Annotated in this window: 11 protein-coding genes; 5 read left to right on the forward strand and 6 right to left on the reverse strand. The window is 35.0% G+C overall.

What is annotated here, in order from left to right; translation table 11 throughout:
• The first annotated feature begins 160 nt into the window (after positions 1–160).
• The 4 genes from AB3G33_RS08755 (at position 161) to guaB (ending at position 4699) form a co-directional block, all read left to right on the forward strand.
• Entirely contained in the window at positions 161–1024 is an 864-nt protein-coding gene (locus tag AB3G33_RS08755) for a hydroxymethylglutaryl-CoA lyase (RefSeq protein WP_367768323.1), read from the forward strand.
• An 83-nt stretch (positions 1025–1107) separates the two neighbouring features.
• Positions 1108–1671: a hypothetical protein gene (locus AB3G33_RS08760; protein WP_367768325.1), complete on the forward strand. Its 564-nt coding sequence runs from the start codon at positions 1108–1110 to the stop codon at positions 1669–1671.
• Positions 1668–3056 carry a DUF5723 family protein gene (locus AB3G33_RS08765; RefSeq protein ID WP_367768328.1) on the forward strand — a complete coding sequence of 463 codons (1389 nt, stop codon included), beginning with the start codon at positions 1668–1670 and terminating at the stop codon, positions 3054–3056. Before AB3G33_RS08760 ends, AB3G33_RS08765 begins: the two co-directional genes overlap by 4 nt.
• Before the next feature lie 170 nt (positions 3057–3226).
• Positions 3227–4699 (forward strand): IMP dehydrogenase, encoded by a 1473-nt coding sequence (gene guaB / locus AB3G33_RS08770; RefSeq protein ID WP_367768331.1) that lies wholly within the window; start codon positions 3227–3229, stop codon positions 4697–4699.
• Between the two features lie 61 nt (positions 4700–4760).
• Here guaB and AB3G33_RS08775 read toward each other — a convergent pair whose 3' ends face one another.
• From AB3G33_RS08775 to AB3G33_RS08785, 3 genes are all read right to left on the reverse strand, one after another.
• Complete coding sequence (locus tag AB3G33_RS08775) at positions 4761–6998, reverse strand: cation:proton antiporter (protein ID WP_367768334.1); 2238 nt, start codon at positions 6996–6998, stop codon at positions 4761–4763.
• A gap of 332 nt (positions 6999–7330) precedes the next feature.
• A complete protein-coding gene (purB, locus tag AB3G33_RS08780; RefSeq protein WP_367768337.1) occupies positions 7331–8677 on the reverse strand; it encodes an adenylosuccinate lyase in 1347 nt (448 codons plus the stop codon).
• A 67-nt stretch (positions 8678–8744) separates the two neighbouring features.
• Positions 8745–9437, reverse strand: a complete 693-nt coding sequence (locus tag AB3G33_RS08785) for an NAD-dependent deacylase (protein ID WP_367774128.1) — start codon at positions 9435–9437, stop codon at positions 8745–8747.
• Positions 9438–9740: 303 nt separating this feature from the next.
• Here AB3G33_RS08785 and AB3G33_RS08790 point away from each other — a divergent pair, with 303 nt between their 5' ends.
• Complete coding sequence (locus tag AB3G33_RS08790) at positions 9741–10403, forward strand: TrmH family RNA methyltransferase (protein ID WP_367768340.1); 663 nt, start codon at positions 9741–9743, stop codon at positions 10401–10403.
• 594 nt (positions 10404–10997) lie between these two features.
• Here AB3G33_RS08790 and secA read toward each other — a convergent pair.
• The 3 genes from secA to AB3G33_RS08805 all read right to left on the reverse strand — a co-directional run bounded on the left by secA (position 10998) and on the right by AB3G33_RS08805 (position 15363).
• Complete coding sequence (gene secA / locus AB3G33_RS08795; RefSeq protein WP_367768343.1) at positions 10998–14342, reverse strand: preprotein translocase subunit SecA; 3345 nt, start codon at positions 14340–14342, stop codon at positions 10998–11000.
• An 87-nt stretch (positions 14343–14429) separates the two neighbouring features.
• Entirely contained in the window at positions 14430–14651 is a 222-nt protein-coding gene (locus tag AB3G33_RS08800) for a DUF2795 domain-containing protein (protein ID WP_007138072.1), read from the reverse strand.
• Between the two features lie 142 nt (positions 14652–14793).
• Positions 14794–15363: a cob(I)yrinic acid a,c-diamide adenosyltransferase gene (locus AB3G33_RS08805; protein WP_367768346.1), complete on the reverse strand. Its 570-nt coding sequence runs from the start codon at positions 15361–15363 to the stop codon at positions 14794–14796.
• Between the last annotated feature and the right edge of the window lie 28 nt (positions 15364–15391).

Below are 15391 nucleotides of genomic sequence, written 5' to 3' on the forward strand. Positions count from 1 at the left end.
TTGCGATAATAAAGCTAAAATAAATAAGTGACCTAATATTTAATATTACCAAATTATGTAATATTTATTTGTATTACCAAAATACAGAATACGTTAAAGTTCTTAAAATTTAAAAGGCATCATTTAGAAATCCTAATTGTTTTTCTATCTTTGAAACTATATGAAGCAAGTGAAAATTATAGAATGTCCTCGTGATGCTATGCAAGGCATTAAACCTTTTATTCCTACAGATAGGAAGGTGGCCTACTTACAATCTTTATTGCGTGTTGGGTTTGATTCCATTGATTTTGGAAGTTTTGTTTCTCCAAAAGCGATTCCGCAAATGGTGGACACTGCCGAAGTTTTAGCACAACTAGATCTTTCGGAAACCACCAGTAAACTCTTAGCCATCATTGCAAATACAAGAGGTGCTGAAATGGCTTCTAAGCATGCTGAAATACAATATTTAGGGTTTCCTTTCTCGATTTCCGAGAATTTTCAAATGAGGAATACACATAAAACTATAGCCGAATCTTTAGTTACACTTACCGAAATTTTAGAAATTGCGGATCAAACCAATAAAGAAGTGGTTGCTTATTTATCAATGGGATTTGGTAATCCATACGGTGATCCATGGAATGTAGATATAGTAGGAGAGTGGACGGAAAAAATGTCTAACATGGGAGTTAAAATACTATCCCTTTCTGATACTGTGGGTAGTTCTACTCCTGATGTGATTAGCTACTTATTCTCCAATTTAATTCCAAAATATCCTGAGATTGAATTTGGTGCTCATTTGCATACCACTCCTGATAAATGGTTTGAAAAAATTGATGCGGCTTATAAAGCGGGATGTACTCGTTTTGATGGTGCTATTCAAGGTTTTGGTGGTTGCCCAATGGCCAAAGATGATTTAACGGGTAATATGCCAACTGAGAAATTATTATCTTATTTTACTGCAAATAAAGTAGAAACCAACTTGAATCCGTTGAGTTTTGAAAGCGCGTATAATGAAGCGTCCAAGCTATTTGGTAAATTCCATTAATTCATAAATAAAGACACAAAAGTTAATAATAAGTATACATAGAAAGCGTTAATACTATTCTAAATAGATTTACTTTTATATTTATGATTTTTAGAATAAAAAAATACTGCAATCTTACTGTTTTAGTTACAGTATTATTTACTTTTTTTTCGGTTTCTTGCTCCAGTGATTTAGATTTTAATCAAGCGAATAACCTTAAATTAGAACCTGTTATTGTTGCTAATTTAACTTATTTTGATATTTCTGAAAATGGATTTATTGATAATGGAATTGAGCAAAAAGTAGCTTTTGATGCCCAAGATTTTGATGTTTTTCGGGACTCTTTCTTTCGAGATAATTTAAAAAGGGCTGACTTTTTTTTTGAAATCAATAACACTGTAAATAGAATGTTTACAATAAATATTGTGCTTTTAGATGGAAATGACCAGCCACTTTATTTCATTCCTTTTACTGTACCAGCCTATAATGGTACTCCTAATACCATAACTAAAACGGAAGTTTTTGAAAATTTAAATTTGGAGTTACTTAAGAGCACTAAAAGAATGGGCTTTGTAATTGCTATGGCTCCTGGTGCACCATTGGATGGTAGTGGTCAAGGAAGTTTAAAACTACGCTCAAGTGCAACTGTTTATTTTGAAATAAAATGAGGAAAGTATATTTATTAGGCTTACTATTCCTTTCTATTAGTAGTTTTAGTCAAAACAAACAAATTCTATATAATTTTACTTCGGTGCCTCAATCTTTAATGAGTAACCCTGGCGCTGATGTTAAGTACAAATATTATTTTGGAGTTCCTCTGTTATCTGGAATTTCAGCTAATATAGGTTCGTCAGGATTTTCAGCTTATGATTTATTTGCAAATGACGGAGTCGATTTTAATACCAAGTTGCAAAATGTTGTATTGTCTACTTCAAGAAATGATAAAATTGCTTTAAATGAACAAATAGAATTGTTTACTGGAGGTTTTCAAGTGGGTAATTGGGAGAGTAAAGGATATGTTTCTTTTGGAATGTATCAAGAATTCGATTTCTGGTCTTACTTGCCACAAGATTTGGCTACACTTGCCCTGTACGGAAACAAAGATTATATAGGCAAAGTGTTTAATTTGGGAGATCTAAGTATAAAATCTGAATTGCTTTCAGTATTGCATATTGGTTTCCATAAAAATATAAAGGAGAATCTTATTATTGGAGGAAGAGCCAAATTGTATTCGAGTGCTTTTAATGCAAGGTCTACAAATAACTCGGGATATATTTATACTATTCCTTCAACGACCACTGTTTATGAACAAGTCATTTATTCCGATTTGCAACTCAATACTTCTGGTATTTCTAAATATTTAGAAAAAGGATATCAAGGAAATATCGGTAGTGATATGCAAAAGAAAGCATTATTTGGTGGTGATATGGGATTGGGATTCGATTTAGGATTTACATACTATCCAGAAAAAAACATTCAAGTTACAGCAAGTGTAATTGATGTAGGATTTATAAAACATAGCAAAGATGTTGAAACATTTACATATAAAGGTTCTTATAAATATGAAGGGATAAATCCAAAGTTTGACGGGAATGCTAATCCTAAAAATGTGTTTGAAGAATTTCAAGCGGCCATTCCTCGAGATACACTTTATGCAGGATATACAACTTTGCGTCCAGTTAAATTCAACGCATCGTATCAATATTCATTTAATGATTCAAGAGGAGGAGACTGTAATTGTAGTGGTGAAGAATCGGAATATAAAAACGCAGTAGGTGGTCAATTGTTTATGATGACTACACCAAGAGCGCCAATAGTTGCTTTGACAGGTTATTACAGACGAAATGTTTTACAAAATTTACAAATGAAGGCAACGTATACTGTAGATACTTTCTCGTATACTAATATTGGTTTAGGACTTTCTGGAAATTTAGGAAAGTTTAATTTGTATTTTTTGGCTGATAATCTCTTGGAATATCGGGATCTGGCTAAAGCCAATAGTTTGTCTTTTCAATTCGGATTTAATTTTATTTTTAAAGAAAGTGATGACTAATTAGTATAGTAACAAGGAACTATTTGATTTTATAATTGCAATACTCTTTCGAAAAAGATCTATGCTAATTTTTAATGATTAAAAATAACTTGAATATTATTCACTAGTTTTTCAAACATTTAATCAAATAATTCACTATATTTGCACGCAATTCAACTAGAAATTGCACCATGATAGCACACAACTCCAAGATTATCGGCGAAGGTTTAACTTACGATGATGTATTATTAGTTCCTAATTACTCGAATGTGCTTCCTCGCGAAGTGAGTATCCAATCAAAATTTTCAAGAAATATAACGCTAAATGTTCCTATTGTATCCGCAGCTATGGATACCGTTACTGAAAGTGCTATGGCTATTGCTATGGCTCAAGAAGGAGGGATAGGTGTATTACATAAAAACATGACTATCGAGCAGCAAGCAGCTAAAGTTCGTAAAGTGAAACGTGCTGAATCAGGTATGATCATTGATCCAGTAACTTTACCGCTTACTTCTACTGTTGCTGATGCTAAAAATGCGATGAAAGAATACGGTATCGGTGGAATTCCTATTGTAGGGGTAAACCAAATACTTAAAGGAATTGTTACTAATAGAGATTTACGTTTTGAAAAAAACAATGCAAGACCTATTATTGAAGTAATGACAAGCGAAAATTTAATTACTGTTGCCGAAGGAACTTCTCTTGAGCAAGCTGAAGTAGTGTTACAAGGTCACAAAATAGAAAAACTTCCAGTAGTAAACGCAGCTAATAAATTAGTGGGTTTAATTACTTTTAGAGATATCACTAAACTAACTCAAAAACCTATTGCTAACAAAGATGTTTTCGGACGTTTGCGTGTAGCGGCAGCTATTGGTGTGACAGGAGATGCAATAGATAGAGCTGAAGCTTTAGTAAATGCGGGTGTAGATGCTATCATTATTGATACTGCACACGGACATACACAAGGTGTAGTGAATACATTAAAAGAGGTGAAAACTAAATTTCCTCAAATCGATGTTATCGTTGGTAACATTGCGACCCCTGAAGCCGCTAAATTTTTAGTTGAAAATGGTGCAGATGGAGTAAAAGTTGGAATTGGGCCTGGTTCAATTTGTACTACTCGTATCGTTGCAGGTGTTGGTTTTCCTCAGTTTTCTGCAGTGTTAGAAGTAGCTGCTGCATTAAAAGGAACAGGTGTGCCCGTTATTGCTGATGGAGGGATTCGTTACACAGGAGATATTCCTAAAGCTATCGCTGCAGGTGCTGATTGTGTGATGTTAGGATCACTTCTTGCAGGTACAAAAGAATCTCCTGGTGAAACAATCATTTTCGAAGGTAGAAAATTTAAGTCGTACCGAGGAATGGGTTCTGTAGAAGCAATGGAAACGGGTTCTAAAGACCGTTATTTCCAAGATGTTGAAGATGATGTGAAAAAATTAGTTCCTGAAGGAATTGTAGGTCGTGTACCGTACAAAGGAGAGTTAAACGAAAGCATGTTACAATTCATTGGTGGTCTTCGTGCCGGAATGGGGTACTGTGGTTCTAAAGACATTCCTACTTTGCAAGAAACAGGACGTTTTGTTCGTATCACTGCTAGCGGAATCAATGAAAGTCACCCACATAATGTTACTATTACAAAAGAAGCTCCTAATTATTCAAGATAATTAAGTAATTCTATAGTTATAAAAAAAAGGCAAAAGTGTTTCACTTTTGCCTTTTTTGTTTCTATTCAGGGAATAAAGAATTCATTAATTTATTGTTTCCTACGATCCATAAAATATCATCTTTTTGAAGTACAATATTGGATTCAGGATTTAGTATTCGTTGTCCATTACGTTCAATTCCTACCAGTAAACCATTCGTTCGTTCCCTAAGTTTTGATTGTCCTACGCTTATTCCAATGAATTCGGCGTTATTCAATTCGATCTGTTTTAAAACAAGGTTATTGTCTACTTTTGTAGGTTCTTTAATTTCATTTTCCTTCAAATAATTAGAAAATTGTTCTACTTGTTCATCGGTACCAATGACGCAAATCTCGTCACCTGGAAACAGACGTTCTAGTTTGTTTGGAATTTGAATGGTCAATTCACCACGTTTTATAAAAGCAATATTGATCCCCAGATCTTCTCGAACTTGCAATTCACGCAACGTTTTTCCTGCCAAATTAGATTCGGCTGCAATTTCAAATGTTGACATATGCCCGTCCCAAGGCGTTAAATTTGCATGGCGGCGGTCTACTTTTTTTATTTCTCTGTTGTTGAGGTTTTTCAAAAAGTGATTTTCAATTTTATGATACTGTGCATGCAGTTGCTTTGGAAAAAAGAAATACAACGTAACCGATGCTACCAAAGCAAAGAATGCAATAATAGGGGAGAAGAAAATATTCAATAAAAATCCAATGTAAAACAAAGCAAGCCCCATTCTAAAAAAGATCATCATCAATATAGGTCCACGGTATTTACGTTCTTTATATAGCGCATCTACTTGCTCTACTGCAACACGACGCAACGATAATGCCCATAAAAATGGCGAAATAACAATAATAGTAATTAAGGCGGCAATCGCGTTTCCAAATTTATTATCAGCCACTAAGGGTAAAACGTAATTTGCCGATAGTAAAATGATCGATGTGATAATGATCGTGTTTAAAATAATTTGCATTAAGTATGCACGTATGACAATTTGCCAAGTACTAACGGCTCGTATAGCTTGCGCATTAGTACTATATCTAGCAATGTTTTTCAACCATTTTTTAGGCAATTTTCTTTCTAATATTTCCGAAAAAGGTACTGCCATCTTCACCATGAAAGGTGTTGTAAATGTTGTAATTGCAGATACCGCCACAACGATAGGGTATAAAAACGAACTCGTCACATTCATTGACATTCCTAGAGTCGCAATAATAAAGGAGAACTCCCCAATTTGCGACAAACTCATTCCTGTTTGTACCGATTGTTTCAAAGGTTGCCCTGATATTAAAGCACCAATAGTCGAACTGATCGATTGACCAAAAATGGTCACAAAAGTCAGGATCATTACTGGTACAGCATGTTCGTACAATGTAACAGGATCAATTAACATCCCAACAGATACAAAAAATATAGCACCAAATAAATCTTTTACGGGTTTTACTAGATGTTCAATATGCTCGGCTTGCGTGGTTTCGGCAATGATGGATCCCATGATAAAAGCACCCAAAGCAGGTGAAAAACCAACATTTGAAGCCAGCATTACCATCATCAAGCAAAGCGCAAGCGAGATAATCAATAGCATTTCATCGGTTAATAAGTCTTTTGCTTTTTTTAATAATGAAGGAATAAAGAAGATTCCACCAATGAACCAAGCGGTCAAAAAGAATACAAGTTTTAAAACCGACATTAATAATTCGGTTCCTGAAAATTTCTGACTCACCGCTACAGTAGATAGTAAAACCATCATTAAAATGGCAACAATATCTTGAACAATCAGCGATCCAATTACGATTCCGGCAAACTTCTTTGCTTTTACGCCCAGTTCGTCAAAGGTTTTGAGGATGATCGTTGTCGAGGAAATCGAGAGGATCACTCCTAGAAAAATCGAGTCCATTTGGCCCCAGCCCATCCATTTCCCTACAAGAAAACCCATTAAAACCATCGTGACAATTTGTGTGACGGCAGTAATAGAGGCAGTTCCGCCCACCTTCATTAGTTTCTTAAAACTAAATTCGAGCCCTAGGCTAAACAGTAAAATAATAACCCCAATCTCGGCCCAAACCTCGACACTCTTGATGTCCTTAACTGATGGGAAAAAGTCAAAGTGATTTCCAGCCAAAAAACCCGCAATAAGATACCCCAAAACCAATGGTTGTTTCAGTTTCTTAAATATTAAAACGGCAATCCCTGCCGTCATCAGGATCAATCCTAAGTCGGTAATAAGTGGTTCAAGATGCGTGCTCGTTTCGGCTACTGTTGCTGCGGTACTCATAATATATTGTTGTAGCTATTCCAGCTTTTCATTTCAAGCTATTGGTCACAAAACTTTTTTATTAGGCATGGTCAGGAGTTTCCTTTGGTCACTCTGCCCACTGCCATAAAAATAGTTTTCTTCCCGCTAGGCTTTCCATTACAATCTGGGCTAGTTATGATTGTATTTATTAATTTCGTTTTTTGAACCTCAAAAGGAGCAATTCAAAAAAAAAGCTATCGATAAAGATAGCTTTTTTCAAAGATTATTTTTCTATAATTTGAACGTTTTGGCCAGTTTTGCCATATTCAAAAAAATAGAAACCTAGAATTTGCAATTTTGCGCATTCTCTTTTAGATTCCTAAGAAATTACTTGGTGTAATTTTCATTAATTCAGCTTTTATTTCTTCAGAAACATCAAGTGTTGCTATAAAACCATGAATCGCTTTTTTATCAATTGCTTCATTAGTTCTTGTCAATCCTTTTAATGCTTCGTATGGATTTGGATACCCCTCACGACGTAAAATCGTCTGGATTGCCTCAGCAACTACTGCCCAGTTTTTCTCTAAATCCTCGTGAAATTTAGATTCGTTCAATAGTAATTTGTTCAATCCTTTCAAAGTAGCTTCAAAGCCTATGATGGTGTGACCAATTGGCACACCTACGTTTCTTAAAACAGTACTATCTGTTAAATCACGTTGCAATCTTGACAACGGTAATTTTGCCGAAAGGTGCTCAAAAATAGCGTTTGCTATTCCTAAATTTCCTTCTGAGTTTTCAAAGTCAATTGGATTCACTTTATGTGGCATAGCCGATGAACCAATTTCTCCTGCTTTGATTTTTTGCTTGAAATATTCCATTGAAACATACGTCCAAATATCTCTATCTAAGTCAATTATTATGGTGTTGATCCTTTTTAAAGCGTCAAAAAACGCTGCAAAGTGATCGTAATGTTCTATTTGTGTGGTTGGGAAGGAGTGGTGTAAACCTAAGATGTCTTCAACAAATTTACCTCCAAATTGTTTCCAGTCAATCTGTGGGTAGGCTACATGATGTGCATTGTAATTTCCTGTTGCTCCACCAAATTTAGCGGCAAACGGAATATTAAATAACAAACGCATTTGCTCTTCAAGACGCTCTACAAAAACACCAATTTCTTTACCCAAACGAGTAGGGGAAGCCGGTTGTCCGTGTGTACGTGCTAGCATAGGAATGTCTTTCCATTCTACACTTAAGTCTTTCAACTTTGAAGTTAAAGTAATTAAGGATGGCATGTATACTTTTTCAAACGCTTCCTTTGTAGAAAGTGGAATCGCAGTATTATTGATATCTTGAGAAGTCAACCCAAAGTGGATGAACTCTTTATATTGAGACAAACCTAATTTTTCAAAAGCATCTTTGATAAAGTACTCTACCGCTTTAACATCGTGGTTGGTTACTTTTTCCGTTTCTTTGATCCAAAGTGCATCTACAGTAGAAAAGTTTTTATAGATGTTACGTAAGCTTTCAAATAAATCTGGGTTTACTCCTTTAAGTTGTGGCAAAGGAATTTCGCACAAAGCAATGAAATACTCGATTTCAACTAATACGCGGTATTTGATTAATGCTTCTTCTGAGAAAAAAGGAGCTAAAGAAAGAGTCTTGTTTCTATATCTTCCGTCGATTGGAGAAATAGCATTCAATTCGTTTAAAGTAGTCATTGTTTTGTTGTTTGTTCGAAAGGCACAAATATAAACTTTTCGTGACAAAATAGAAAACGAATGGTTTTTAAATAAGGTCGATTAGCTTCTTTTTTAATATTTTCATTCCTTCAGAAGCCACTTCTGGAATCACTTCCAGTGGATTTCTCAAATTCGGGATTTTAATGGGTTTTGGATCGATGTAAAAAAGAGGCGTTTCTGGATGTGTAAAATCGATTAATCCTGCGGCGGGATAAACTTGTAATGAGGTACCAATAACAGCAAAATAATCGGCGATTTCAGTAATACGTATCGCCTCTTCCAGTGCGGGAACATCTTCCCCAAACCAAACAATATGAGGTCGTAATTGATTTTGATTGCTATCTAAATCACCAAAATTCAAATCTTCGGTCCAATCTAGGATGTAATTTACGTTTTTTGTACTTCGTACTTTTAATAACTCGCCATGTAAATGCAAAACATTGGTGCTTCCAGCGCGTTCATGTAAATCATCTACGTTTTGTGTAATAATATATACCTCAAATTCATTTTCTAATTCAGCCAGAATTTGATGGCCTAAATTCGGTTGTACTTCTTTGAGTTGTTTTCGTCTTTGGTTATAAAAATCCAGTATTAAGGCAGGATTTTTATGCCAGCCTTCGGGAGTCGCCACATCCATCACGTTATGTCCTTCCCAGAGGCTGTCGCTGTCACGGAAAGTCTTGATGCCACTTTCGGCACTAATTCCTGCTCCCGTTAAAACCACTAATTTCTTTTTCATCATTATTATGAAGTTTTGTCACTAATCCACAAATTTACTATAAATCTGTTTTCAAACTGCCGTTTAATAATGTTGTTTAAAAAAATGGAACGCAGATGACTCGGATTTAAACGGATTGTTCTAAATTTTTGATTTCAATAAAAAAAAGTAATCTGTGAATCCGTGGCTATTTTTCTTTAACTAATAAATTTGCGAATTTGCGGTTAGTTTTCTCGACACAGTTTTTAAAGAATTAGTTAAATATAAATCTGTGAATTCGTGGCTATTTTTTCTTTTTACTATTTTTGCAAAAAAAACTTCTCCATGGTTGATATCGATTACCTTAATTTTCTTGAAAATATCCTGACTGATAACCGCAAAGAGAAATTCCTGAAAGTATTAGAAAACAGAACCAATCATTTTACTATAGCTGTTGAAGATATTTTTCAAATGCACAATACCAGTGCAGTAATGCGCAGTTGTGAAGTTTTTGGAATTCAAGAACTCAATGTTATTGAGCAACGGTACGGGAAAAGTATCGATAAGGAAATTGCGATGGGAGCTCAAAAATGGGTGGATATCAATACCTATGATAGTATAACAGACTGTGTGGATACGTTAAAAAACAAAGGCTACCAAATCATTGCCACGACTCCTCATGACAATGATTGCTTGATGGATGATTTTGATATAACAAAACCCAGTGCCTTATTTTTTGGAACTGAAAGAGACGGACTATCCGAAGAAATTTTAAAACGTGCCGATGGTTTTCTTAAAATTCCTATGGTAGGTTTTACGGAGAGTTTGAATATCTCGGTTTCGGCTTCAATAATCATTCAAAACTTAACCAATAGATTGCGTAATTCCAACATAGATTGGCATCTTTCCGAAGAGGAAATTTTGGTAAAAAGATTGGCTTGGGCCAAAAACTCCATTAAAGATATCAAAAGAATTGAAGCTAGGTATTTTGAGGAAAACCCAATCTAGTATATCAAACACTTAAAAGAGCTTTTAACCGTTAGCTGAGTCATTGCGAGGAACGAAGCAATCGCATCCCGTTTTTCGACAAAGTATGTAATGAGCTTAAGTAAGTAAATAAAGTTTTTTATCATAAACCGCGTTGCAAACGCTACGATTTGTTTTCTAATTTAGGCAGGGTCATTACGAGGAACTAAGCAATCTCATCTAGTATATTCGTAGCAAAAGATTTTGATTGTAGATATGTTTTAGTGGGATAGCTTCGTTCCTCGCTATGACTTTAATTGTGGTGAACTGTTTAGTTTTTGGAATTTTTATTATCGATATTCTTTGTATTTATGGATTGAAAATCCGCGCTATCGTGTTATTAACATTTTGAAATTCATTGTAATCAAATATATATTCTTAAATTGTACTATCCTTACGGGAAACCTCATTCACGTACTTAAATATACAAAACCTCTAGCCCCGATAGCAGTGGAAATCCTCTGGTATTGTGCTAACAAACACCAGAGATTGCAACGAATAGCGGGATTAGCTCAAAAAAAAATCCCCAACTACTTTCGTAATTGAGGAATTTAATTTTATAAAGAAATGAAGTTATTATCCGTTTACAATAACCCATTGACCTGATGCGATTAAGCTTTCAGCTTTTTTGTATTTCATTTCTTGTGTTTGTCCGTTGGCCACGTTTTGAATGGTAACGTTGTCATTGCGATTGATTTTTGGCATATCTCTCACGATAGTCTCTGTAACTTGACGTTGCTGAGTTTGTCCCGCTTCTTGATTGGCCGCTTCGCTATTTGGAATTTCGTCTTTACTTAATTTGTAATCTTCTTTTTGACGTACTTCTACTGCTTCTTGAATTTGCTGATTTTGTTGTGCAGGTAAGTCACCTTTGAACAAGAACGAAATTACTTCTTTATTGATACCATTCAACATAGCATTAAATAAGTTGAAGGCTTCAAATTTATAGATAAGCAATGGATCTTTTTGTTCGTGAACGGCTAGTTGAACCGATTGTTTCAATTCGTCCATTTTGCGTAAGTGCTTTTTCCAAGCTTCATCCACAATTGATAAGGTGATGTTTTTCTCGAAATCAGCGACTAATTGCTTTCCTTCTGTTTCATATGCTTTTTTCAAATCAGTTACTACGTTTAGTGATTTCACACCATCCGTAAATGGAACTACGATACGCTCAAACTGATTGTTTTTGTCTTCGTATACTTCCTTGATGATAGGGAAGGCTTCTCTTGCGCTACGGTCTGTTTTTTCGTTGTAATATTTTAAAGCTTCTTTGTATACTTTTCCTGTTAACTCAATATCAGTTAATTTTACGAAATCACTTTCGCTAACTGGAGAAGTTATAGAGAAATAACGAATTAAATCAAACTCGAAATTTTTGAAATCATTAGATGGTTTTGTATCCTGAATGATCAACTCACAAGTGTCATACAACATGTTAGCAATATCCAGTTTTAGACGTTCTCCAAACAAGGCATGACGACGACGCTTGTACACTACTTCACGTTGTGCATTCATTACATCATCATACTCCAATAAACGCTTACGAACACCAAAGTTGTTTTCTTCTACTTTTTTCTGTGCACGCTCGATTGATTTAGTCATCATCGAATGTTGGATTACTTCTCCTTCTTCTAATCCCATTCTGTCCATTACTTTAGCTACTCTTTCAGAACCAAATAAACGCATTAAGTTATCTTCAAGAGAAACATAAAATTGAGAACTTCCCACATCTCCTTGACGACCAGCACGACCTCTTAACTGACGGTCAACACGACGTGAGTCATGACGTTCCGTACCGATGATTGCCAATCCACCAGCGGCTTTCACTTCGGCAGATAATTTAATATCCGTTCCACGACCTGCCATATTGGTTGCAATGGTTACGATACCAGGTTTTCCAGCTTCTTCAACGATTTGTGCTTCTTGCTTGTGCATTTTGGCATTCAATACATTGTGCGCAACCCCTCTCATTTTTAGCATTCTACTCAATAATTCAGAAATATCAACTGAGGTTGTACCAATAAGAACTGGTCTTCCTGCTTGTGATAAGGCAGTTACATCTTCGATTACTGCATTGAATTTTTCACGAGTTGTTTTGTAGATAAAATCTTCTTTGTCAAGTCGAGCCATTGGTCTATTAGTAGGAATTTCTACTACATCCAATTTATATATTTCCCATAATTCTCCTGCTTCTGTAACCGCCGTTCCAGTCATACCCGCTAATTTGCTGTACATTCTGAAATAGTTTTGTAGTGTTACCGTTGCAAAAGTTTGAGTAGCCGCTTCGATTTTCACATTCTCTTTGGCTTCAATCGCTTGGTGTAGTCCGTCAGAGTAACGACGACCATCCATAATACGACCTGTTTGCTCATCTACAATCATGATTTTGTTATCCATGATTACGTATTCTACATCTTTTTCAAATAAAGAGTACGCTTTTAATAGTTGAGTCAACGTATGAATACGCTCGCTTTTAATAGCAAAATCTTGAAATAATTTTTCTTTTTCTTCTGCTTCAGCGTCTTTGTCTAATTTTTTCTTCTCGATAATTGCAATCTCAGTTCCAATATCTGGAAGAACGAAAAAGTCAGTATCAGTATCTCCTGATAGGTATTTGATACCATTATCAGTCAATTCAACTTGGTTATTTTTTTCTTCAATTACAAAGTACAATGCTTCATCAATCTTGTGCATTTCACGGTTGTTGTCCTGCATGTATTGATTCTCCGTTTTTTGAAGTAGTTGTCTGATTCCTTCTTCACTTAAAAACTTAATCAAAGCTTTGTTTTTAGGTAAACTTCTATAGGCTCTTAAAAGTAAAACACCACCTTCTTTAGTATTTCCTTCTTTGATTAATTTTTTGGCTTCTGATAAAAAGTTGTTGGCCAATTGACGTTGTAAACTTACTAAGTTTTCAATTTTTGGCTTCAATTCATTGAACTCATGACGATCTCCTTGTGGTACTGGACCAGAAATAATTAATGGTGTTCTTGCATCATCAATTAATACAGAATCGACCTCATCGACAATAGCATAATTGTGCTTTCTTTGAACCAAATCATTTGGAGAATGGGTCATGTTATCTCTTAGGTAATCAAAACCAAATTCATTATTAGTTCCGTAAGTGATATCAGCATCATATGCTTTTTTTCTAGCTTCTGTACTTGGTTGGTGATTGTCAATACAATCTACAGTCATACCATGGAATTCAAATAAAGGGGCTTTCCAAGTACTATCACGTTTTGCTAAGTAATCATTTACCGTTACTAAATGCACACCGTTACCAGTCAAAGCATTCAAGTAAAGAGGTAAGGTTGCTACTAATGTTTTTCCTTCTCCCGTTTGCATTTCGGCAATTTTACCTTCGTGCAATACCATTCCACCAATCAGCTGAACATCATAATGAATCATATCCCAAGTAATTTCTTTACCTGCTGCATTCCATTTATTTTGCCATACTGCATTTTCTCCAACAATTGAAACGTAAGGCTTAGCTCCAGAGAATTCTCTGTCTTTGGCTGTAGCAGTAACTGTAATTTCTGAATTGTCTTTGAAACGTCTTGCTGTTTCTTTTACTACTGCAAAAGCTTCAGGAAGAATTTCAAGTAATGTTTTCTCCGATAAATCGTAAGCTTCTTTTTCTAAAGCGTCGATAGCTAAATAAAGGTCTTCTTTTTTATCAATGTCTTCAATGCCTTCAACTTCTTGTTTAAGTGTAGCAATTTTACCGTCAATACCTGCACGAGCTTGTTTTAGCTGGTCTTTGAAAAAGTAGGTACGTGCTCTTAATTCATCATGAGATAATGAAATTAAATTGCTTTCGAAAGTTTTTATTTTATTTAAATAAGGTTGTAAAGCTTTTACATCTTTATCAGATTTGTCTCCAACAAAGGCTTTAATAATGCTGTTTATGAAACTCATAATTATATCGTATTTCTAATTTTATTTTATCGTGTAAATTTAACCAAAAAAAAAGCCTCTTTTGAGACTTTTTCTTTTGTTTATTCTTTAATATTCATCCTCATTCCAAAGATAATCTTCGTCAGTAGGGTAATCAGGCCAAATTTCTTCCATTGACTCGTATATCTCGCCTTCATCTTCAATAGACTGTAGGTTTTCTACTACTTCTAAAGGAGCACCAGCACGTATAGCGTAATCAATAAGTTCATCCTTGTTAGCAGGCCACGGCGCATCACTAAGATAGGATGCTAATTCTAATGTCCAATACATCTTTTGTCGATTTAGTTTTGTGCAAAAATAATTTTTTTACTGAAAAAGACAAGTAAAAAATCATTTATTTTATAAAAAAGTTAAGAACGTGTTTTTTAGTTTAAAGTTTCAGTCTTAAAGTTTTAAGTTTTTGACCAGAAATTTACTTCCTTGGAATCCATTTAACTTCCTCGGCGTTCAAATCTAGAGACAACTTTCGTGCCAACACAAAAAGGTAGTCAGAAAGTCGGTTGAGGTACTTAATTGCGATATCAGCGACAGGCTCATTATGGCTTAAATGCACTGCCAAGCGTTCTGCGCGACGGCAAACACATCGGGCTATATGACAATATGACACTGTAGTATGTCCTCCAGGCAATACAAAATGAGTCATTTGTGGAAGCGCTTCTTCCATGCTGTCAATTTCATTTTCTAATAATTCGATATCACTCTCCACGATTCCTAATTTTTGTAATCGCAGTTCTCCGTTTTTCATTACCTCTTTTTCTTGTGGTGTGGCGAGAATCGCACCCACAGTAAACAAACGATCTTGAATTTCGGCTAATATTTCTTTATAATGAATGTTCATTTCTTGGTCACGAACAAGTCCTATATGAGAGTTTAATTCGTCTACAGTTCCGTAACTTTCAATTCTAATATGATCTTTTGGGACTCTAGTTCCTCCAAAGAGGGCTGTAGTTCCTTTATCACCAGTTTTAGTATATACTTTCATTTTGAGGATATTTGTTTATGCGTGGATT

Origin of the sequence: Flavobacterium sp. WC2421, from assembly GCF_040822115.1 — a bacterium.
Lineage (GTDB): Bacteria > Bacteroidota > Bacteroidia > Flavobacteriales > Flavobacteriaceae > Flavobacterium.

Bases quoted from the DNA above. Each gene is read 5' to 3' on its own strand.
- AB3G33_RS08755 (WP_367768323.1), top strand. From the start codon at position 161: ATGAAGCAAGTGAAAATTATAGAATGTCCTCGTGATGCTATGCAAGGC.
- AB3G33_RS08760 (WP_367768325.1), top strand. From the start codon at position 1,108: ATGATTTTTAGAATAAAAAAATACTGCAATCTTACTGTTTTAGTTACA.
- AB3G33_RS08765 (WP_367768328.1), top strand. From the start codon at position 1,668: ATGAGGAAAGTATATTTATTAGGCTTACTATTCCTTTCTATTAGTAGT.
- guaB (WP_367768331.1), top strand. From the start codon at position 3,227: ATGATAGCACACAACTCCAAGATTATCGGCGAAGGTTTAACTTACGAT.
- AB3G33_RS08775 (WP_367768334.1), bottom strand. From the start codon at position 6,998: ATGAGTACCGCAGCAACAGTAGCCGAAACGAGCACGCATCTTGAACCA.
- purB (WP_367768337.1), bottom strand. From the start codon at position 8,677: ATGACTACTTTAAACGAATTGAATGCTATTTCTCCAATCGACGGAAGA.
- AB3G33_RS08785 (WP_367774128.1), bottom strand. From the start codon at position 9,437: ATGAAAAAGAAATTAGTGGTTTTAACGGGAGCAGGAATTAGTGCCGAA.
- AB3G33_RS08790 (WP_367768340.1), top strand. From the start codon at position 9,741: ATGGTTGATATCGATTACCTTAATTTTCTTGAAAATATCCTGACTGAT.
- secA (WP_367768343.1), bottom strand. From the start codon at position 14,342: ATGAGTTTCATAAACAGCATTATTAAAGCCTTTGTTGGAGACAAATCT.
- AB3G33_RS08800 (WP_007138072.1), bottom strand. From the start codon at position 14,651: ATGTATTGGACATTAGAATTAGCATCCTATCTTAGTGATGCGCCGTGG.
- AB3G33_RS08805 (WP_367768346.1), bottom strand. From the start codon at position 15,363: ATGAAAGTATATACTAAAACTGGTGATAAAGGAACTACAGCCCTCTTT.